At 52.4% G+C, this 20,365-nt stretch carries 16 protein-coding genes and 2 tRNA genes; 8 read left to right on the forward strand and 10 right to left on the reverse strand.

Annotation, left to right across the window (positions count from 1 at the left end):
• Positions 1 to 240 precede the first annotated feature (240 nt).
• From HV229_RS14955 to HV229_RS14965, 3 genes are all read left to right on the forward strand, one after another.
• Entirely contained in the window at positions 241 to 1,305 is a 1,065-nt protein-coding gene (locus HV229_RS14955; protein ID WP_016156211.1) for an acyltransferase family protein, read from the forward strand.
• 118 nt (positions 1,306 to 1,423) lie between these two features.
• On the forward strand, positions 1,424 to 4,870 hold the full coding sequence (gene mfd, locus HV229_RS14960) for a transcription-repair coupling factor (RefSeq protein WP_016152681.1): 3,447 nt from the start codon (positions 1,424 to 1,426) through the stop codon (positions 4,868 to 4,870).
• Between the two features lie 148 nt (positions 4,871 to 5,018).
• Complete coding sequence (locus HV229_RS14965) at positions 5,019 to 5,984, forward strand: L,D-transpeptidase family protein (protein WP_049041343.1); 966 nt, start codon at positions 5,019 to 5,021, stop codon at positions 5,982 to 5,984.
• Positions 5,985 to 6,068: 84 nt separating this feature from the next.
• Here the strand turns inward: HV229_RS14965 and bhsA are convergent, their stop codons facing one another.
• Positions 6,069 to 6,326, reverse strand: a complete 258-nt coding sequence (gene bhsA, locus HV229_RS14970; RefSeq protein WP_029139491.1) for a multiple stress resistance protein BhsA — start codon at positions 6,324 to 6,326, stop codon at positions 6,069 to 6,071.
• A gap of 243 nt (positions 6,327 to 6,569) precedes the next feature.
• On the opposite strand from bhsA, the gene comR reads away from it, so the two are divergent.
• Both comR and HV229_RS14980 read left to right on the forward strand, forming a co-directional pair.
• The gene (gene comR / locus HV229_RS14975) at positions 6,570 to 7,205 is read left to right on the forward strand and encodes a TetR family copper-responsive transcriptional repressor ComR (protein WP_016156207.1); all 636 of its coding nucleotides are present in this window, start codon (positions 6,570 to 6,572) and stop codon (positions 7,203 to 7,205) included.
• Positions 7,206 to 7,459: 254 nt separating this feature from the next.
• Positions 7,460 to 9,640, forward strand: coding sequence for a TonB-dependent siderophore receptor (locus HV229_RS14980; protein WP_019076496.1), 2,181 nt, complete (start codon positions 7,460 to 7,462; stop codon positions 9,638 to 9,640).
• A 57-nt stretch (positions 9,641 to 9,697) separates the two neighbouring features.
• Here HV229_RS14980 and HV229_RS14985 read toward each other — a convergent pair whose 3' ends face one another.
• The 8 genes from HV229_RS14985 to hinT all read right to left on the reverse strand — a co-directional run bounded on the left by HV229_RS14985 (position 9,698) and on the right by hinT (position 15,742).
• Complete coding sequence (locus HV229_RS14985) at positions 9,698 to 10,237, reverse strand: glycine zipper 2TM domain-containing protein (protein WP_003030814.1); 540 nt, start codon at positions 10,235 to 10,237, stop codon at positions 9,698 to 9,700.
• 167 nt (positions 10,238 to 10,404) lie between these two features.
• Positions 10,405 to 11,709: an NADH-quinone dehydrogenase gene (gene ndh / locus HV229_RS14990; protein WP_181545743.1), complete on the reverse strand. Its 1,305-nt coding sequence runs from the start codon at positions 11,707 to 11,709 to the stop codon at positions 10,405 to 10,407.
• Positions 11,710 to 11,945: 236 nt separating this feature from the next.
• Positions 11,946 to 12,488 carry an alpha/beta hydrolase YcfP gene (gene ycfP / locus HV229_RS14995; RefSeq protein ID WP_003030817.1) on the reverse strand — a complete coding sequence of 181 codons (543 nt, stop codon included), beginning with the start codon at positions 12,486 to 12,488 and terminating at the stop codon, positions 11,946 to 11,948.
• Positions 12,489 to 12,509: 21 nt separating this feature from the next.
• On the reverse strand, positions 12,510 to 13,535 hold the full coding sequence (gene nagZ / locus HV229_RS15000; RefSeq protein WP_181545745.1) for a beta-N-acetylhexosaminidase: 1,026 nt from the start codon (positions 13,533 to 13,535) through the stop codon (positions 12,510 to 12,512).
• A gap of 10 nt (positions 13,536 to 13,545) precedes the next feature.
• Positions 13,546 to 14,370 carry a thiamine kinase gene (gene thiK, locus HV229_RS15005; RefSeq protein ID WP_181545747.1) on the reverse strand — a complete coding sequence of 275 codons (825 nt, stop codon included), beginning with the start codon at positions 14,368 to 14,370 and terminating at the stop codon, positions 13,546 to 13,548.
• The gene (lpoB, locus tag HV229_RS15010; protein WP_016152673.1) at positions 14,351 to 14,992 is read right to left on the reverse strand and encodes a penicillin-binding protein activator LpoB; all 642 of its coding nucleotides are present in this window, start codon (positions 14,990 to 14,992) and stop codon (positions 14,351 to 14,353) included. The genes thiK and lpoB overlap by 20 nt, the downstream gene beginning before the upstream one ends.
• Before the next feature lie 13 nt (positions 14,993 to 15,005).
• Complete coding sequence (locus HV229_RS15015) at positions 15,006 to 15,380, reverse strand: YcfL family protein (protein ID WP_019076489.1); 375 nt, start codon at positions 15,378 to 15,380, stop codon at positions 15,006 to 15,008.
• A 2-nt stretch (positions 15,381 to 15,382) separates the two neighbouring features.
• Entirely contained in the window at positions 15,383 to 15,742 is a 360-nt protein-coding gene (hinT, locus tag HV229_RS15020) for a purine nucleoside phosphoramidase (RefSeq protein ID WP_016156204.1), read from the reverse strand.
• Between the two features lie 347 nt (positions 15,743 to 16,089).
• On the opposite strand from hinT, the gene fhuE reads away from it, so the two are divergent.
• Entirely contained in the window at positions 16,090 to 18,276 is a 2,187-nt protein-coding gene (gene fhuE / locus HV229_RS15025; RefSeq protein ID WP_181545749.1) for a ferric-rhodotorulic acid/ferric-coprogen receptor FhuE, read from the forward strand.
• A 98-nt stretch (positions 18,277 to 18,374) separates the two neighbouring features.
• Here fhuE and HV229_RS15030 read toward each other — a convergent pair.
• Positions 18,375 to 18,450 (reverse strand) — tRNA-Asn (locus HV229_RS15030).
• A gap of 160 nt (positions 18,451 to 18,610) precedes the next feature.
• Here HV229_RS15030 and HV229_RS15035 point away from each other — a divergent pair.
• Positions 18,611 to 20,098, forward strand: coding sequence for an EmmdR/YeeO family multidrug/toxin efflux MATE transporter (locus tag HV229_RS15035; protein WP_318043495.1), 1,488 nt, complete (start codon positions 18,611 to 18,613; stop codon positions 20,096 to 20,098).
• A gap of 99 nt (positions 20,099 to 20,197) precedes the next feature.
• A tRNA-Asn gene (locus tag HV229_RS15040) sits at positions 20,198 to 20,273 on the forward strand.
• The last annotated feature ends 92 nt before the right edge of the window (positions 20,274 to 20,365 follow it).

A 20,365-nucleotide genomic window follows, 5' to 3' on the forward strand; every position in this document is an offset into this window, starting at 1 on the left:
AGCAAAGTCACGAGTATATAAGCGAAAGCGGAATGGGTAAATGACTGAACCGTAAGTGTTCGTCAGCACTATTCTTAAAAGTATAAATAAATCAAACCGCTAAAGTTGTCCCTCTCCCCTTCAACCCTGATCCCTGACCTTTATCCTAAAAAAACAAAATGCAGACAGTTACGCATTACAGCGCACAGCGGGTTGCGCAGGATGGCAGGCTATAGCAATCAATATGGATGCGCCGTCTCAATGAATAAAAAAGAACTATGGATTAATCAAATCAAGGGGTTATGCATTTGTCTGGTGGTGATTTACCACTCGGTGATCACATTTTACCCGCACCTCACCACTTTTCAGCATCCACTGTCAGAGGTGTTGAGCAAATGCTGGATTTACCTCAATTTGTACCTGGCACCGTTTCGCATGCCGGTGTTTTTCTTTATTTCGGGGTATCTGATCCGTCGCTACATCGATAACGTCCCGTGGACAACCTGCGTGGATAAACGGATCTGGAGTATCGCCTGGGTGCTGGTGCTTTGGGGAGTGGTGCAATGGCTGGCGTTGGTGGCGCTTAATAACTGGCTCGCCCCGCAGCGCGATCTGACCCATGCCGCCAACGCCGCTTATGCGGATTCGATTGCGGGTTTTACCCACGGGATGCTGACCGCCAGTACCAGCCTGTGGTATCTGTACGCACTGATTGTCTATTTTGTTCTGTGTAAAATTTTCAGCCGTTGGGCGATGCCGCTGTTAGCATTATTTGTGGCGCTGAGCGTGGCGATCAATTTTTTCCCGACCCCGTGGTGGGGAATGAACAGCGTGATTCGCAATTTGCCCTGGTATAGCCTCGGCGCATGGTTTGGCGCAACGCTGATGGCGTGGATCAAGGAGGTGCCCCTGCGCCGTCATGCGGTCATTGTTCTGGGTTGCACAATCGTCGCCGTCGTCGCGTGGCTGGCAAATGTCTCGCTATTGCTTTCTCTCCTTTCCATTGTGTTGATCATGAAGCTGTTTTATCAGTTCGAGCTCCACTTTGGCATGCGCGCGTCCAGTCCGTTAAGCGTGATTGGCGCCAATACCATCGCCATCTACACCACACACCGTATTCTGGTTGAGCTGTTCAGCTTAACGCTTATCCCCAAAATCAATCATGCCGCCTGGCCTGCATACGCGGAGCTGGCCCTGCTACTGGTGTATCCGTTCGCCTGTCTGCTGCTGTGCACCCTGTTTGGCCTGCTGGTGCGTAAGATTTCACAAAAAACCGTGGCCGATCTGCTCTTTTCCCCGCCCTCTTTATCGCTCGCCTCGCGCTAACCCCTACGCGCTTTTTGCCCCCATTCGGGGGCGAATCAATTTGCTTATGAGAAACGATCACGGATAATAAAGAACATTGCTTATCAGATGTATATCTAAACGAGATCCTGACAACCGAATGCCTGAACAACATCGTTACACGCTCCCAACGGGCGCTTCCGATCAGCGCCAGTTGGGTGAGCTTACGGGTGCCGCCTGCGCAACGCTGGTCGCCGAAATCGCCGAACGTCACGCGGGTCCAGTGGTGCTGATCGCGCCGGACATGCAAAATGCTTTGCGTCTGCATGATGAAATTCGTCAGTTTACTGACCAGATGGTGATGAACCTGCCTGACTGGGAAACGCTTCCCTATGACAGCTTTTCTCCCCATCAGGAGATTATCTCCTCACGGCTCTCCACACTGTATCAACTGCCCGCCATGCAGCGCGGCGTACTGATCGTTCCGGTAAATACGCTGATGCAGCGTGTCTGTCCGCACAGCTATCTGCACGGTCATGCGCTGGTCATGAAAAAAGGCCAGCGGCTTTCGCGCGACGCCTTGCGCGAACAACTGGACAGTGCTGGCTATCGCCATGTTGATCAGGTCATGGAACACGGCGAATACGCCACGCGTGGCGCATTGTTAGATCTGTTCCCGATGGGCAGCGAATTGCCTTATCGTCTGGATTTCTTTGATGACGAAATCGACAGCCTGCGTCTGTTTGATACTGACACTCAGCGCACGCTGGAAGAAGTCGATGCCATTAATTTGCTGCCCGCACACGAATTCCCGACTGACAAAACGGCCATTGAGCTGTTCCGTAGTCAGTGGCGTGATACGTTTGAGGTAAAACGCGACGCCGAGCATATTTATCAACAGGTCAGCAAAGGCACGTTACCTACGGGGATTGAATACTGGCAACCGCTGTTTTTCAGCGAGCCGCTGCCGCCGCTGTTCAGCTACTTCCCCGCCAATACGTTATTAGTAAATACCGGCGATATCGAGACCAGCGCAGCACGCTTCCAGGCCGATACCCTGTCACGCTTTGAGAATCGCGGCGTTGATCCGATGCGCCCGCTTCTGCCACCGGAATCGCTGTGGCTGCGGGTTGATGAGTTGTTTTCTGAACTTAAACGCTGGCCGCGTGTTCAGCTGAAAACCGAGAGTCTGCCGAAGAAAGCGGCGAATACCAACCTCGGGTTCCAGAAGCTGCCGGATATCGCCGTTCAGGCACAGCAAAAAGCACCGTTAGATGCATTACGTAAATTCCTGGAGGGCTTTACCGGTCCGGTAATTTTCTCGGTGGAAAGTGAAGGACGCCGGGAAGCGCTAGGCGAACTGCTCGCCCGCATCAAAGTCGCGCCGAAGCGGATATTGCGACTCGACGAAGCCGTAGACAACGGTCGTTATCTGATGATTGGCTCAGCCGAGCACGGCTTCATCGATAGCAAACGCAATCTGGCGCTGATTTGTGAAAGCGATCTGCTCGGTGAACGCGTGGCGCGTCGCCGCCAGGATTCTCGTCGCACCATCAACCCGGATACGTTAATTCGTAACCTCGCGGAGCTGCATCCCGGTCAGCCAGTGGTGCATCTGGAGCACGGCGTGGGTCGCTATGCCGGTATGACCACGCTGGAAGCAGGCGGCATTACCGGTGAATACCTGATGCTCACCTATGCCAACGACGCCAAACTGTATGTGCCGGTGTCGTCGCTGCATCTGATAAGCCGCTACGCCGGCGGCGCGGAAGAGAATGCGCCGCTGCATAAACTGGGCGGTGATGCCTGGTCACGCGCCCGACAGAAAGCCGCTGAGAAAGTCCGCGATGTCGCGGCAGAGCTGCTGGATATTTATGCCCAGCGCGCAGCGAAAGAAGGCTTTGCCTTTAAGCATGACCGTGAACAGTATCAGCTGTTTTGCGACAGCTTCCCGTTTGAAACCACGCCCGACCAGGCGCAGGCGATCAACGCGGTACTCAGCGATATGTGTCAACCGCTGGCCATGGACCGCCTGGTGTGTGGCGATGTCGGCTTTGGTAAAACCGAAGTCGCGATGCGTGCCGCCTTCCTCGCCGTAGAGAATCACAAGCAGGTTGCCGTGTTGGTACCGACCACCCTGCTCGCTCAGCAGCACTTCGACAACTTCCGCGACCGCTTTGCCAACTGGCCGGTACGCATTGAGATGCTGTCCCGTTTCCGTAGCGCCAAAGAGCAAGCGCAGATTCTGGAGCAGGTTGCCGAAGGTAAAATCGATATTCTCATCGGCACTCACAAACTGCTGCAAGCGGATGTGAAGCTAAAAGATCTGGGGCTGCTGATTGTCGATGAAGAGCACCGTTTCGGCGTTCGCCACAAAGAGCGTATCAAGGCAATGCGCGCGGATGTAGATATTCTGACTCTGACAGCAACGCCAATTCCACGCACGCTCAACATGGCGATGAGCGGCATGCGCGATCTGTCGATCATCGCCACACCACCCGCTCGTCGTCTGGCGGTCAAAACCTTCGTGCGCGAATATGACAACCTGGTGGTACGCGAGGCTATCCTGCGTGAAGTTATGCGCGGGGGACAAGTTTATTATCTCTTTAACGACGTCGAAAATATCCAGAAAACCGCTGACAGATTAGCGGAACTCGTGCCGGAAGCGCGCATTGGTATCGGCCACGGGCAAATGCGCGAGCGCGAACTGGAACGCGTGATGAACGATTTCCACCATCAGCGTTTTAACGTGCTGGTGTGTACCACCATTATCGAAACCGGGATCGACATTCCCACTGCCAACACCATCATCATTGAACGAGCTGACCACTTCGGTTTAGCGCAATTGCATCAGCTACGGGGTCGTGTGGGACGCTCACACCATCAGGCATACGCCTGGCTGCTGACGCCGCACCCAAAAGCGATGACCACCGACGCACAAAAACGTCTGGAAGCCATCGCCTCGCTGGAAGATTTAGGTGCAGGTTTTGCGTTGGCGACCCACGACCTCGAAATTCGTGGCGCTGGGGAACTGCTGGGCGAAGATCAAAGTGGCTCCATGGAAAGCATCGGTTTCTCACTGTATATGGAGCTGCTGGAAAACGCTGTCGATGCGCTCAAAGAAGGGCGTGAACCGTCGCTGGAAGATCTCACCAGCCAGCAAACCGAAGTCGAACTGCGCATGCCATCGCTTCTGCCGGATAACTATATCCCGGATGTCAACACGCGACTGTCGTTCTACAAGCGCATTGCCAGTGCGAAAGGCGAAACCGAGCTGGAAGAAATTAAGGTCGAGCTGATAGACCGTTTTGGCCTGCTGCCCGACCCGGCCCGGACGTTGCTGGATATTGCCCGTTTACGCCAGCAGGCGCAGAAACTGGGGATCAGAAAGCTCGAAGGCAATGAAAAAGGCGGTACTATTGAGTTTGCCGAGAAAAACCACGTTAACCCGGTCTGGCTAATTGGTTTACTGCAAAAACAACCGCAACACTTCCGTCTGGATGGTCCAACACGCCTGAAATTCATGCAGGAGTTGGGCGAGCGTAAAGCACGGATCGACTGGGTTCGCCAGTTTATGCGCCAGCTTGAAGAAAACGCAGTAGCCTAGCGTCAAGCCGGGTGAGCCCTCCGCTCACCCGGCCTGATGAATTTACAAACTCTTTGCACTTCCCTGCACTTCCCGACACTGCAAACCGCCATAATTCTTGTTTACTTTTACATAATAAAAACCACGTAAAAACAATGGATTTATGGTGATGTTAAACAATAAACGACTCTCTCGTTGGTTAGCATTTTTTACGCTTGCCGCGACCTTCGCGTTAGCACTTCCGGCCCAGGCAAATACCTGGCCGCTGCCGCCACCGGGAAGCCGCGTGGTGGGTCAGAATGCCGTTCACGTTGTCGAAGACAATGGCGGTTCTCTGGAAGCGATTGCGAAAAAATACAATGTCGGCTTTCTGGCGCTGCTACAGGCCAACCCCGGCGTTGACCCTTACGTACCACGACCTGGCAGCGTGCTGACTATTCCGTTGCAAACCCTGCTGCCGGACGCGCCGCGCGAAGGCATTGTTATCAACCTCGCCGAACTGCGTCTTTATTATTACCAGCCGGGGACAAATTCGGTGACCGTGTATCCTATTGGTATTGGCCAGTTAGGCGGTGACACGCTGACGCCCACAATGGTAACCACCATCTCTGATAAACGTGCCAACCCGACCTGGACGCCTACGGCAAATATCCGCGCGCGATACAAAGCGAACGGGATCGACCTTCCTGCCGTGGTGCCTGCCGGGCCGGATAACCCGATGGGCCATCATGCCATTCGCTTAGCGGCATACGGCGGTGTGTACCTGCTGCACGGAACCAATGCTGATTTTGGCATCGGAATGCGCGTCAGTTCCGGCTGTATTCGTCTACGCGACGGTGATATCGAAACCCTGTTCCGTCAGGTGAAGCCAGGAACCAAGGTCAATATTATCAATACGCCAATCAAAGCATCTGTTGAACCTAACGGCGTGCGCCTGGTTGAAGTACACCAGCCGTTGTCCGAAAAAATCAATGACGACCCGCAATTGCTGCCGATCGTGCTGAACGCATCCATGCAGACGTTTAAGAATGCGGCGCAAACGGACCCTGCCGTCATGGAACATGCAATGGAGATTCGCTCAGGCATGCCGGTCGATGTCACCCGTCATCACGACGTTGCTCAACAACCGCTGTAAACTCAGCGCATAAAAAACCCCCGCTGGATTTTATTCCGCGGGGGTTTTTATTTAACTCGCAGTGGCATTGCGATGGGTTAACTCTTATTTGTAGATAACTGCAGTCCCGTGGAGGGTGTTAGGACCGGTAACAGAAGTAATACGGAAAGACTTCGCCCCCATCTCATCCGCTTTCTGCGCCAGTTGATCTTCCAGAGAACCTAAGTTAGTCCCCGCATTCGCAGAAATAGTACCGACTTTCTGTTGGCCCGCAGGTGTGGCCTGAACTTCAACGGCAGCAAAGCTTGCAAATGAGAGTGAGCTAAGAACAGCAGCAACAAACAGAGTTTTTACGTTTTTCATGATAGTGACCTTTAGCAGATGAATGTGTGTCGCAAAGATTAACTTAACGATCGATAGGTAAATCATAGATGTGATCCAGGTCACACGTCAACATTTTTTTATAATGATCGTTATATAAAATACAAAGACCTTATTTTTCATATCAATAGCGTTTAATTATTTTTATCGCTAATCCGCTGGAGTGTGCAGTCGAATATTTTTATAATGGTTATTCAATAAACCCAACAAAGGTACATCGGCGCCATGACAACTGAAATGACAGGTTGTGCTAAAAAAAGCCGTGGCCGACCAAAAGTGTTCGACAGGGAAGCCGCGCTTGATAAGGCCATGACACTCTTCTGGCAGCACGGGTATGAAGCGACATCGCTCGCCGATCTCGTAGAAGCAACCGGCGCAAAAGCGCCCACGCTGTATGCAGAGTTCACCAATAAAGAGGGGTTGTTTCGTGCCGTACTGGACCGCTACATCACCCGCTTCGCAGCGAAGCATGAAGCCCAACTGTTTTGTGAAGAAAAAAGTCTTGAGTGCGCGCTGGAAGACTATTTCACCGCAATAGCGACCTGCTTTACCAGTAAAGACACCCCGGCGGGATGTTTCATGATTAACACTTCCGCGACACTGGCGGCCTCTTCCCGGGATATTGCGCACACGGTGAAATCCCGCCATGCAATGCAGGAACAGACGCTTACCCAGTTCCTTCACCAGCGCCAGCAACGAGGCGAAATTCCGGCCCATTGCGACGTGCAAAAACTGGCCGAATACCTGAACTGTATTTTACAGGGTATGTCGATCAGCGCCCGTGAAGGCGCGACGTTTGAAAAACTGATGCAGATCGCACACACGACTCTGCGACTGTGGCCTGAACTTATCAAAGTTTAACCCTTTCCCGCTATTTCCCCGCACTACAGACACCACCGGGAGCTGATTAAGCCCCCGGTTAGATTCCCGCGGATTACCCCTACATTATTCAGTGTTTTCATCATCTTATCCGATCATTTTTTGTAAAATGTATTGATAACAACAATTATTATCAGCAATATTCGCATTTGTTTTAACGCCGGTTTCACAATGTAACCATCGGTTTCTCTACCGCCATAACAAAAAAAGATCGACTCTTTTTAAAAGGAATACGAATGCATAAGCGTCTCTGGGTGCTCAATCCTCTCTTGTTGTCTTTAACTCTCCCAGCCATCGCGGCTGAGGAAGATAACCTCATCGTCAGTGCCAACCGTAGTCAACGCACCGTGGCAGAAATGGCACAAACGACCTGGGTTATTGAAGGAAGCGAGATTGAACAGCAGGTTCAGGGGGGGAAAGAGTTCAAAGATGTTCTTGCTCAGTTAATCCCAGGAATCGATGTCAGCAGCCAGGGGCGCACAAACTACGGCATGAATATGCGCGGTCGTGCCATCGTAGTACTGATAGACGGTGTCCGTCTGAACTCCTCGCGTACTGACAGTCGTCAACTGGATTCTATTGATCCGTTTAACATCGCACACATTGAAGTCATCTCAGGTGCAACCTCACTGTATGGCGGCGGCAGTACCGGTGGGTTAATCAACATTGTCACCAAAAAAGGCCAGCCGGAGCGTGAAGTAGAACTCGAACTGGGGAGTAAAAGCGGCTTCAATAACAGTAACGATCATGATGAACGCGTTGCCGCGGCGGTGAGCGGAGGAACCGATCGCGCTTCCGGGCGCATGTCCGTCGCGTATCAACGGTTTGGCGGCTGGTATGACGGCAATCACGATGCCCTGCTGCTGGATAACACCCAAACCGGCCTGCAGCACTCCGATCGTCTGGACGTGATGGGCACCGGAACGATTGAGCTTGACGACAACCGTCAGTTACAGCTGGTTACGCAGTATTATAAGAGCCAGGGGGATGACGATTACGGACTGGATCTTGGCGAGAACATGTCCGCCGTGACGGGAAACGGTAAGGCTTATACCAGCAGCGGACTGAATTCCGATCGTATTCCCGGCACCGAGCGTCATCTGATCAGCCTGCAGTATTCAGACGCGGATTTCTTCGGCCAGAACCTGGTCAGCCAAATCTATTACCGTGACGAATCGCTGAAATTCTACCCCTTCCCTACGCTGAGCAAAGGCAAGGTCACCAGTTTCTCCGCATCGCAGCAGGACACAGACCAGTTTGGTGCCAAAATCACCCTCAACAGCCAGCTGATGGATAACTGGGAGCTGACGTGGGGTGTCGATGCCGATCACGAAACCTTCGATTCCAATCAGAAATTCTTCGATCTGGCCTGGTCCCTGCCCTCCGGCGGTATGGACAACCGAACCGCTTATACCACCGGGCGTTACCCCGGTTACAGCATCACCAACTTCGCGCCTTTCCTGCAGAACAGCTATGACATTAACGACATTTTTACCCTCAGCGGCGGTGTGCGCTATCAATGGACCGAAAACAGGGTGGATGATTTCGTTGGCTATGCCCAACAACAGGGAATTGCCACCGGCCTGGCAAACTCCGCCGATACCATTCCTGGCGGTAAAACCGATTACGATAATTTCCTGTTTAACGCCGGTATTCTCGCCCACCTGACCGACCGTCAGCAGACATGGTTTAACTTCTCTCAGGGCGTGGAGCTTCCGGACCCGGGGAAATATTACGGTAACGGCACCTATTCCCTGGTTGGCGATCATTACCAGCTCCAGCGCAGCGTCAACGTGGCGGACTCACGCCTGGAGGGGATTAAAGTTAACTCCTACGAACTGGGATGGCGCTACACTGGCGACAGTCTGCGCACGCAGCTGGCCGCTTACTACTCTACTTCGGATAAATCGATCGTTATCAACCGCAGCGATATGACCATTAACGTTCAGCCCGACGATCGCCGTATTTATGGCCTTGAAGGTGCGGTGGATTATTTCATTGCGGATACGGACTGGAGTCTGGGTGGCAACTTCAACGTCATTAAATCGGAAGTGAAGCAAAACGGTAAGTGGCAGAAATGGGATGTCACCCTGGCTTCCCCGTCCAAAGCCACCGCGTGGGTCGGCTGGGCACCTGAACCGTGGACATTGCGCGTACAGAGCCAGCAAACATTTGATCTGACGGACGCCAGCGGCAATAAGCTGGACGGCTATAACACGATGGACTTTATCGGCAGCTATCAGCTCCCGTTGGGTAAACTGACCTTTAGCGTGGAAAACCTGCTGAATGAAGAATACACCACGCTGTGGGGACAACGTGCGCCACTGCTGTACAGCCCAACCTACGGTAGCCCGTCACTGTATGAATACAAGGGCCGGGGCCGCACGTTTGGTCTGAACTACGCCTTAACCTTCTGATAAAAAAAGCCCCCCAGCCTGAGCGAATGGGGGGCTAATGTTCAGGATAATGCTATTTTACGCTTTGTTATTCAGTACCAACTGTCCGTTGTTATCCAACGGAATTTGCGCGCCGGGGTCCTTATCCATACGGATTTTCCCCTGCTGATCGCCAATTTTGTACGTCACGTCGTAGCCCAGCATTTTTTCAGATTTGTCATACACCGTTTTACAACGCTGCTGCGTAGTAGTGTACGTATCATTTTCTTGCATCGAACCCTGGATCTGGTTACCTGCATAACCGCCGCCTAAAGCACCGGCCACGGTAGCAATATCTTTACCGCGTCCGCCGCCAAACTGATGGCCGATAACGCCACCAGCAACCGCACCCAGCACGGAACCCGCAATACGGTTTTCATCTTGTACCGGCTTACGGTGCGTGACCGTCACGTTCCGACACTCCTGGCGTGGTGTTTTTACCGACTCTTTAATCGGTGTTGCAGAGACAACTTGTGCATACTGTGGGCCACGCTCGAAAACGTTAAGACTGGCCACCGCTGCAACACCCAGCGCAGCAGCTACGCCAATCCCTATACCCGCCAACATAGATTTATTCACGGGACTTCCTCCTTTTTTGCTATTAGCAACAACTTTGCAACAGAAGGTAAGGAATGCCAATCAGATTACGGATGAAAATAGCACGAGGAGGAGCGAAGGCAGGATGATTCGGAGAACTCTGAAGGAAGACGCCGGATAAGTACAAACATCCGACGCCATAAGCCGTATTAATGCAGTTTCAGACGCGGGCGGATCACCCGGTTAATGCTGCCAACCAGCATCATCAGACCGGTTTTAAAGTAACCGTGCAGAGCAATCTGGTGCATGCGGTACAGTGAGATGTACACAAAGCGCGCAATACGCCCTTCTACCATCATCGAACCACGGGTCAAGTTGCCCATCAGGCTACCCACGGTAGAGAAGTTAGAAAGTGAAACCAGAGAGCCGTGGTCTTTGTACTGATACGCTTTCAGCGGCTTGCCGTTCATCTGCGCCAAAATGTTGTTCATTGCGCAGCTTGCCATCTGGTGCGCAGCCTGAGCGCGCGGCGGCACAAAACCACCATCCGGGCGAGCGCAGGAAGCGCAGTCGCCAATCGCGTACACGTCTGGATCGCGCGTGGTCTGCAGAGTCGGCTCAACCACCAGTTGGTTGATACGGTTGGTTTCCAGACCGCCAATGTCTTTCATAAAGTCTGGCGCTTTGATCCCCGCAGCCCACACCATCAGATCGGCTTCAATGTACTCGCCATCCTTGGTATGCAGTCCGCCTTCATCAGCACTGGTTACCATCGTCTGGGTCAGTACGCGTACGCCCAGTTTGGTTAACTCATTATGCGCAGCACTGGAAATACGCGGCGGCAACGCAGGCAGAATACGCTCCCCGGCTTCTACCAGCGTAACGTTCAGCGCTTCGTTAGTCAGCCCTTTGTAACCATAGCTGTGCAGCTGTTTTACCGCATTGTGCAGCTCGGCTGAGAGTTCAACCCCCGTCGCACCGCCGCCGACAATGGCGATATTTACTTTGCCGTTAGCGCCCAGATTCGCGGAATACTTCAGGAACAGATTCAGCATCTCCTGGTGGAAACGACGCGCCTGATGCGGGTTATCCAGGAAAATGCAGTTTTCTTTGACGCCCGGCGTATTGAAATCGTTGGAGGTACTACCCAACGCCATCACCAGCGTGTCATACGGGACTTTGCGCTCAGGAACCAGCAGCTCGCCCTTCTCATCGCGCAGCTCGGCAAGAGTAATGGTTTTCGCTTCGCGATCGATATCCACCACCGAACCCAACTGAAACTGGAAACCGTGGTTACGGGCATGCGCCAGATAGCTCAGCGCATCCACGCCTTCGTCCAGGGAACCCGTCGCGACTTCATGCAGTAACGGTTTCCATAAATGGCTGTGGTTTCTGTCCACCAGCGTGATTTTGGCCTTTTTCTTGCGCCCCAGCTTTTTACCCAGCTGCGTCGCCATTTCCAGTCCGCCAGCACCGCCGCCGACAATCACGATTCTTTTTAATGGTGTAGTCAACGTGACCCCCTTAAATTTATTAACCAATTGTTAACTAAAAGTTATAGGCATAGCCTTTAATTAACAACAAGTTACGATAATGAAAATGTTCTTCGAGAGTGAGAATAACACGAACGGTGCATTGGTCATACCAAAATTGATGTGTATCAAGTTTTGATGCTGAAAAGATAGACAACACGAACTTTAAGAACAAAAAAACCAGCCCGAAGGCTGGTTTTTTAAACGTTCATTGAGGATTAACCTAACGTCTTGAACGCTTTGATGCGCTGCAAATGCGGGGAGATATTCTTAAACTTGTGCGTCTGCTCTTCGTCCCAGACTATCTCGTAAAAGTGATGCAGCTCTTCTGACGAACGCTGACTATTGAGCGCTTCATCATGACGTGACAGGATCACCAGGCAGCGATCGCGATTCTTTTCGCGGAAATTGGTCACGCATTTTGTCGCGATATCGGCATACTCTTCAGGCCTGTCGATTTTTCCTTCCATGTTCTCATACGGGAACAGGTTGGGATTAAACACTACCTGACGAATATCACACAGAAAACCAATCCGTTCAGCCCAATATCCCCCGAGCCCCACGCCACAAATCAGCGGACGGTCGTCCACATTAAGCTGCAGCATTTTGTCCACTTCTTTCAGTAGATGCTGCATGTCATGTTTAGGATGCCGCGTACTGTAGCTAATCAGCCTGACATCCGGGTCGATGAACTGCAGCTGCAACACCTTTTCGTGGTTGCCCGGGCTGTTAGAGTCAAAACCGTGTAAATAGATAATCATCGCATCCTCGCCAAACTTGCGTTAATGACCTGCTTTCTCTTCCTGCCAGCGCTCATGAAGCTGGTTGAGCTGGGCGCTTACCGTCTTCCAGCGTGCCGAGTCCATCAGTTCCTGACGTGAAAATGAACCTTTATGATACAAACGTGTAACACGTTCTGCATTGATCGGCGACAGATTATCTAACACACTGACCGCTCCCTTACGATTATTGCAGACCAGGATCATATCGCAACCCGCATCCAGCGATGCCTGACCACGCTCAGCATAGCTTCCCATAATCGCCGCCCCTTCCATCGACAAATCATCGGAGAAAATGACGCCATCGAAACCAAGCTCCTGACGCAGCACCGTTTTCAGCCAGTGTGGCGAACCGCTCGCCGGACGCGGGTCCACGTCACTGTAGATGACATGCGCAGGCATAATGGCATCGAGTTTGTTTTCCGTAATCAACGTCTGGAACACGGACATATCTTTTGCACGAATTTCGGCTTCTGAACGTGGATCGGTTGGGGTTTCTTTATGCGAATCCGCCGTCACAGCCCCATGCCCGGGGAAATGTTTACCGGTAGTTTTCATGCCAGCAGCATGCATACCGTCAATGAAGCGAGTCGCCATAGCCAGCGCTTTCCGCGGATCGGCATGGTAAGAGCGTTCGCCAATCGCCGCGCTGATATGCCCCACATCCAGCACCGGCGCAAAACTGATATCTATATCCATTGCGATCATTTCGCTGGCCATTAGCCATCCGGCGTCCTGCGCCAGATTGCCGCCGTCTTCCAGACCGTGCAGCGCAGCAAAGGATTGGGCCGCGGGCAGACGCGTAAATCCTTCGCGAAAACGCTGTACCCTACCGCCTTCCTGATCTACCGCCACCACCAGATGATTGCGTGATGCCGCGCGAATCTGGCGCACTAATTCACGCAACTGTTCCGAGTCATGATAATTTCGGGTAAAGAGGATCAACCCACCTACCAGCGGATGCGCCAGAATCTCACGCTCTTCAGCGTCCAGCTCATACCCTTCGACATCCAACATTACTGGGCCCACACTGCTCTCCTTATCCTTTCATTATTAGCTGCCGCCAGGTTTCATCGGCCAGCCTGATAAATTGTCGATCGCCGGTTTGTCGCCAGCGATACTCAAACCACCCCGCTTTCAGCATTATGACCCAGGGCCGCCATCGTCTGACCTGCCGCCACAGCGCGTTTTGTTCAATGTGCGCTCGTTGGGCGTAGGCGCTAACCAGCCGTTGGTGCTGAGATTCGTCGTTGACCCAAACCGCCGCCAGCTCCAGAGCGATATCACCGTCTCCGGCATATTCCCAGTCAATCAGCCGCAGCCCTAATGCTGTACGTACGATGTTGTCACCGTGGACATCCATATGCAGAGGCCCCAGACGCAAAGGTCGAGGCTCACCGCTTTTCCTGAGTCGCTTCAACGCTCGCAACCAGCATGGCGTACGACGCGCCGGATCGCCACACTGCCAGTAATGTTCGAGTAGCGGCAGCAGACTGATTCGCCAGCCCAATTGGGGTTGTTGGTGCAGATGATACAATAAGCCAGCGAGTTCGTCGGCGTCCGGCAATCTGGATTCTACCTTACCGTGAAAAAAGTCGACCGCCATCCACCCACGTATATAAAAGCGGGGGCGCGGCGCAAGGCTTTCAGGCAGGTGCTTTAACGCGTGATAGTGGCGTAAGAAATGCGATTCCGGCGCGTCAGGGTCGTGATGAGAGCGCAACACTAAGCGGTGGGTATCGTGTTCGATGATGCAGCTCCCGCCGCTCAGGCCGCTCTGGTTGGCTACGACGGGATGATACTGCGGGAAATAGCGCGACAACACCTCGTCGCGCGTCAGCCGGTTATTGTTGCTGTACGGCACCTTTACCTGACCAGATTATCTCGCCAGTTTGTACCAGCATTAATTGCATTTGCAGCGCCGGCGAATTGACGTTGCCGGAGGCGCTGGAATAGAGCACATACTGTGCGCCAACGTTACGGGCGATACCAATCGCTTTGCTGCGCGTTCCCAGACTGTCGTTCGGCGACAAACCTAACTGCTGTTTGGCGACAGCCAACTGCTGGGCGGAAACCAGGGTAAACTTGCCGTTATTCGCCAGCGCGTTCCTCAAGGTCTCGGTGGCTTCACCGGCGTTCAACGAGCCGTTGGTCCGGTTATTCACGCTATCAACCAGCAGAACGCCTCCCGCTTTGACGCCGTCAGCCTGCAGCATTTTACCGACCATCGGCTGCATAGCCCCGTTCCAGTCATAGTGACGTTGACGTGGCGTCGGCTGCGCCGTTTGGTCCTCGTGCTCAATCGGACCCGGCTGCTGCGGTATGCTTGGCACCGTTGGTACAACCGGCACCGGCTGTTGCGGCTGCGCGGGCTGTTCCGGCACCGGCTTCACTTCCTCTACGGGGGCGGGCTCACGTTGCGCCACACAGCCAGAGAGAAACATCGCCAGCGCGGCAATCAGTGCGTAGCGATTCATTTTGATCATCAAGATTCACCCCTTACAAATAAAGATAAAGTCTAACCTTGTGCGCCCCCAAAAAATTGGCGCTGCCGTACAGCGTCACCGACGAATGAGCCGGGATAGTCACGCTGCGTGGCGCTTCCAGAGGATGCATTTCCAGTCCTCTGGCGTCATACCAGTAAAACCGATAATGAACGGTAACGGGTTCTTGTCTTTCGTTATAAAGTCGCGAGGATGCTGAGGCCTGAATATCAGACGTGGTTAACGTCGGCTGTTCTGCTGTAATGCCCGACGCCAGAATCGTTGATTCCATCACCAGCGACTGTTCATCACTTACCGGGATTTCAGGATGTGCCCGACAGCCAGCCAGTAGCAGCAAGCTCAGTGAAAGTGCAATGCATCCTCTGGTCATGCTTAGAGACCTTTATGCGCAAGCATTGGACCAAGCGCACGTCCACCCAGCAGGTGCATATGAATGTGATACACCTCCTGACCGCCGTGACGATTGGTATTCATAATTAAACGATACCCATCCGCAGCAATGCCTTCCTGCTCGGCGATTTTCGCCGCTACGGTGATCATGCGACCCAACGCCTGCTCGTGTTCCGCTGTCACATCGTTGACGGTCGGGATCAGGACGTTAGGAATGATCAGAATGTGCGTAGGTGCCTGAGGGGAAATATCACGAAACGCAGTGACCAGTTCATCCTGGTACACGATATCTGACGGAATTTCACGACGGATAATTTTGCTGAATATAGTTTCTTCTGCCACGACGTTTTCCTTTTTCATTAACAGCCCAAGCGTTATGCCATGCTACGCCGGGTCACTCTGCGAGTATAGAGTATGAGCGAGTTACTCACGCTCTTTCAACTTTAACCCTCGATTTTTTAAGCAAAAAGCCCTGCCACTGTTGTTCTTATAACCATTTCCCGTCGCTATTGCTTAAGCATAGTACTGAAACAACATTTTACTTATGCCGTAGCATCTGTTTACACATTGAATGTGAATGCGTATATTTCGCATTTGCATTCAATGCAAACTTAATAATTTACAACCAAAAAGTTCATCGCAACCTCAGTGATTCGAACTTAATATTAATAATTATCAAGGACTTTTCGATGTCTTTCACAACACTCAACGGGGATGACCAGCGCCAATCGGGGCTTGCCCCTTCTGTACTGGCAGCCTGCATCACGTTAGCACTATTGCCTTCCACCAGCCTCGCAGCCCCTGCTGAAGAGACGGTTATCGTTGAGGGCTCTGCTCCAGCTACATCCAGCGAGGAGCAGGATTACAGCATCAAATCAACGACTGCTGGCACCAAAATGCAGATGACGCAGCGCGATATTCCGCAATCGGTCAGCATTATCAGTCAGCAGCGCATGGAAGATCAGCAACTGCAAACGCTGGGCGATGTCATGGACAACACGTTGGGGATAAGCAGAAGTCAGGCGGATTCAGATCGCAGTAGCTATTACTCTCGCGGATTTCAGATTGATAACTACATGGTCGATGGGATTCCGACCTATTTTGAATCCCGCTGGAATCTCGGTGATGCCCTTTCCGACACGGCCCTTTTTGAGCGTGTCGAAGTGGTCCGTGGCGCAAACGGGCTAATGACCGGGACGGGTAACCCCTCAGCCTCGATTAATATGATCCGTAAGCATGCCACCAGCCGCGAGTTCACCGGTAATGTTTCTGCGGAATATGGCAGTTGGAATAAACAACGATATGTGACCGATCTTCAAAGCCCGCTCACGGCAGACGGCAACGTGCGCGGGCGCATCGTGGCGGGCTACCAGAATAACGACGCCTGGCTTGATCGCTACAATAGCGAAAAAATGTTCTTCTCCGGGATTGTCGATGCCGATCTGGGCGACACCACCAGCCTGTCTGCGGGTTATGAATATCAGCGCATTGATATCAACAGTCCAACATGGGGTGGATTGCCGCGCTGGAATACCGACGGCAGCAAAAACAGCTATGACCGCTCGCGCAGCAATGCGCCGGACTGGGCGTACAACGATAAAGACTTCAACAAAGTGTTTGTCACCATCAAGCAACGTTTTGCCGATACCTGGCAGGCGACCATGAATGCCACCCACTCCGAGGTCAAGTTTGACAGTAAAATGATGTACGTCGATGCCTATGTCAATAAAGCCGATGGTACGCTGATTGGCCCGTATGGCAGCTATGGTCCGGGCTATGACTACGTCGGAGGTACCGGCTGGAACAGCGGCAAGCGTAAGGTGGATGCCGTCGATCTGTTCGCCGACGGCGGTTACGACCTGTTTGGTCGTCAGCATAATCTGATGCTGGGCGGCAGCTACAGCAAACAGAATAACCGTTACGAAAGCGCGTGGGCGAACGTATTCCCCAACGAAATCGGCAGTTTCTATACCTTCGATGGTAACTTCCCGGAAACCAACTGGAACCCGCAGTCATTGGCCCAGGACGATACCACGCACATGAAATCGCTCTACGCCGCAACACGTATTTCGCTGGCCGACCCACTGCATTTGATTGTCGGCGTGCGTTATACCAACTGGCGTATCGACACCCTCTCCTACAGCATGGAACAAAACCACACCACGCCGTATGCGGGCCTGGTGTATGACATTGACGATAACTGGTCTACGTACGCCAGCTATACCTCAATCTTTCAGCCGCAGAACAAGCGCGACAGTTCCGGTAAATACCTTTCCCCAATTACCGGCAATAACTATGAACTTGGCCTGAAGTCCGACTGGATGAACAGCCGTTTAACCACCACCCTCGCGGTGTTCCGCATTGAACAGGATAACGTGGGCCAATCAACCGGCGTACCAATTGCCGGTAGCAATGGCGACACGGCCTATAGAGCGATGGATGGAACGGTCAGCAAAGGGGTCGAATTCGAAGTTAACGGTGCGATCACCGATAACTGGCAGATGACGTTCGGCGCGACACGCTATGTTGCTGAAGACAACGAAGGCAATGCGGTAAACCCGAACCTACCGCGTACCACAGTAAAACTGTTTACCCGTTATCGCCTGCCAGCCATGCCGGAACTGACCGTGGGCGGTGGGGTTAACTGGCAGAATCGTGTTTATAGCGATACGGTCACGCCGTATGGCACATTCCGCGCGGAACAGGGAAGCTACGCCCTGGTCGATTTATTCACTCGCTATCAGGTGACGAAAAACTTCTCTGTGCAGGGTAACCTCAATAACCTGTTCGATAAAACCTACGACACCAATGTCGACGGATCTATCGTCTATGGCGAGCCGCGCAACGTCAGCGTCACCGCCAGCTATCAGTTCTGATTCGAAACACATCACGCTCCACCTGCTCGTCAGGTGGATGCACTGGACTGAGAAAACAAAAAGCCCGCTTAAGTTTCCTTAAGCGGGCTTCTTAAATATGGCTCCTCTGACTGGACTCGAACCAGTGACATACGGATTAACAGTCCGCCGTTCTACCGACTGAACTACAGAGGAATCGTTGTGGAGGCTTATCTTAGCGGCGAAAAAATTTTTGTCAAACCCCATTTCCCCGAATAAGTTTCAATTGATGCTTCTCTCGACAGTTTGTTGCATTTCCAGACATTTTAAATGGAAAAAACTTTGCAGCTTTTTGGATTCTCCCTCATCATTTGAAATGAGGTTTCAACTTTCTTCTTTAAGGTCCACTTTGAACGTCTCCGCTGCCTTACGCCAGGTCGCTTCCCGCACGCCCTGGTATGCCAAACGCAAGAGTTATAAGGTTCTCTTTTGGCGCGAAATCACTCCGCTTGCGGTCCCCATTTTTCTGGAAAACACCTGTGTGCTGTTGATGGGCGTACTGAGTACCTTCCTTGTTAGCTGGTTGGGAAAAGAAGCAATGGCTGGCGTTGGTCTCGCCGACAGTTTCAACATGGTCATCATGGCGTTTTTTGCCGCCATCGATCTGGGAACCACGGTGGTGGTAGCATTTAGCCTAGGAAAACGAGATCGTCGACGGGCAAGGGCAGCAGCCAGACAATCGCTGGTGATCATGACAATTTTTGCTAGCGTGCTGGCAGCGGTCATTCACTATTTTGGTGAACAGATTATTGACGTTGTCGCCGGTGAAGCAACCCCCGATGTTAAGGCCTTGGCACTCACCTATCTGGAACTAACGGTGCTCAGCTACCCGGCGGCAGCCATTGCTTTGATCGGTAGCGGCGCACTTCGCGGAGCCGGAAATACCAAAATTCCGCTGTTGATTAATGGCGGTATGAATATCCTAAATATCATCATCAGCAGCATCCTGATCTACGGGGTCTTTTCCTGGCAAGGGCTGGGATTTGTGGGGGCAGGACTCGGGCTGACCATTTCACGCTACATCGGTGCGTTCGCCATTATCTGGGTGCTGATGATTGGTTTTAATCCGGCGCTGCGTATTCCCTTCAAAAGCTATTTTAAGCCGCTCAATCTCGCCATTATCTGGGAAGTTATGGGGATCGGTATTCCGGCAAGTATTGAGTCAGTGCTATTTAATGGCGGTAAACTGTTAACGCAGATGTTTGTCTCCGGCATGGGAACCAGCGTAATTGCCGGAAACTTCATTGCATTTTCCATCGCCGCGCTCATCAACCTGCCGGGGAATGCTTTAGGCTCCGCGTCGACAATCATTACCGGCAGGCGTCTGGGAAATGGTCAGATTGCCCAAGCGGAAATCCAGTTACGCCATATATTCTGGCTCTCAACAATCGGCTTAACCGCCATCGCCTGGCTAACCGCCCCTTTTGCCGGCGTTATGGCCTCATTTTATACCCACGATCAGGATGTAAAAGAGGTCATAGTCATCCTAATTTGGCTCAACGCAGCGTTTATGCCGATATGGGCGGCATCCTGGGTGCTACCATCAGGGTTTAAGGGCGCGCGTGATGTGCGTTTTGCGATGTGGGTATCGATGTTGGGCATGTGGGGCTGTCGCGTTGTGGCGGGTTACACATTGGGAATCGTATTAGGATGGGGTGTAGTCGGCGTTTGGTTAGGGATGTTCTTCGACTGGGCCGTGCGCGCCGCGTTATTTTACTGGCGTATGGTTACAGGCCGCTGGTTATGGAAATACCCTCGTCCCGAGCGTGAAAAGTGCATAAAACAACCGGTTGCGTCTGAATAAGCGGCGAAATGGGGAATATTTCAGCAAACGATCGCATTTATCTATTCAGGCTTTGACAACGCTGAGTGGCATCGCTAATATTCGCCTCGTTCACACGATTCCTCTGTAGTTCAGTCGGTAGAACGGCGGACTGTTAATCCGTATGTCACTGGTTCGAGTCCAGTCAGAGGAGCCAAATTCCGATTCTTACGCTTCCCTGTGTGTCTTTATTCGATTTAGATTCAACAGGTTAGCGTAGAAATCTTTCCCGATGCGTATTCAGTTTTC

The organism is Citrobacter sp. RHBSTW-00524, assembly GCF_013747755.1.
Classification (GTDB): Bacteria; Pseudomonadota; Gammaproteobacteria; order Enterobacterales; family Enterobacteriaceae; genus Citrobacter; species Citrobacter braakii.

Bases quoted from the DNA above. Each gene is read 5' to 3' on its own strand.
- HV229_RS14955 (WP_016156211.1), top strand. From the start codon at position 241: ATGAATAAAAAAGAACTATGGATTAATCAAATCAAGGGGTTATGCATT.
- comR (WP_016156207.1), top strand. From the start codon at position 6,570: ATGACAACTGAAATGACAGGTTGTGCTAAAAAAAGCCGTGGCCGACCA.
- HV229_RS14965 (WP_049041343.1), top strand. From the start codon at position 5,019: ATGTTAAACAATAAACGACTCTCTCGTTGGTTAGCATTTTTTACGCTT.
- lpoB (WP_016152673.1), bottom strand. From the start codon at position 14,992: ATGATCAAAATGAATCGCTACGCACTGATTGCCGCGCTGGCGATGTTT.
- fhuE (WP_181545749.1), top strand. From the start codon at position 16,090: ATGTCTTTCACAACACTCAACGGGGATGACCAGCGCCAATCGGGGCTT.
- HV229_RS14980 (WP_019076496.1), top strand. From the start codon at position 7,460: ATGCATAAGCGTCTCTGGGTGCTCAATCCTCTCTTGTTGTCTTTAACT.
- HV229_RS15035 (WP_318043495.1), top strand. From the start codon at position 18,611: ATGAGGTTTCAACTTTCTTCTTTAAGGTCCACTTTGAACGTCTCCGCT.
- ycfP (WP_003030817.1), bottom strand. From the start codon at position 12,488: ATGATTATCTATTTACACGGTTTTGACTCTAACAGCCCGGGCAACCAC.
- mfd (WP_016152681.1), top strand. From the start codon at position 1,424: ATGCCTGAACAACATCGTTACACGCTCCCAACGGGCGCTTCCGATCAG.
- bhsA (WP_029139491.1), bottom strand. From the start codon at position 6,326: ATGAAAAACGTAAAAACTCTGTTTGTTGCTGCTGTTCTTAGCTCACTC.
- HV229_RS15015 (WP_019076489.1), bottom strand. From the start codon at position 15,380: ATGACCAGAGGATGCATTGCACTTTCACTGAGCTTGCTGCTACTGGCT.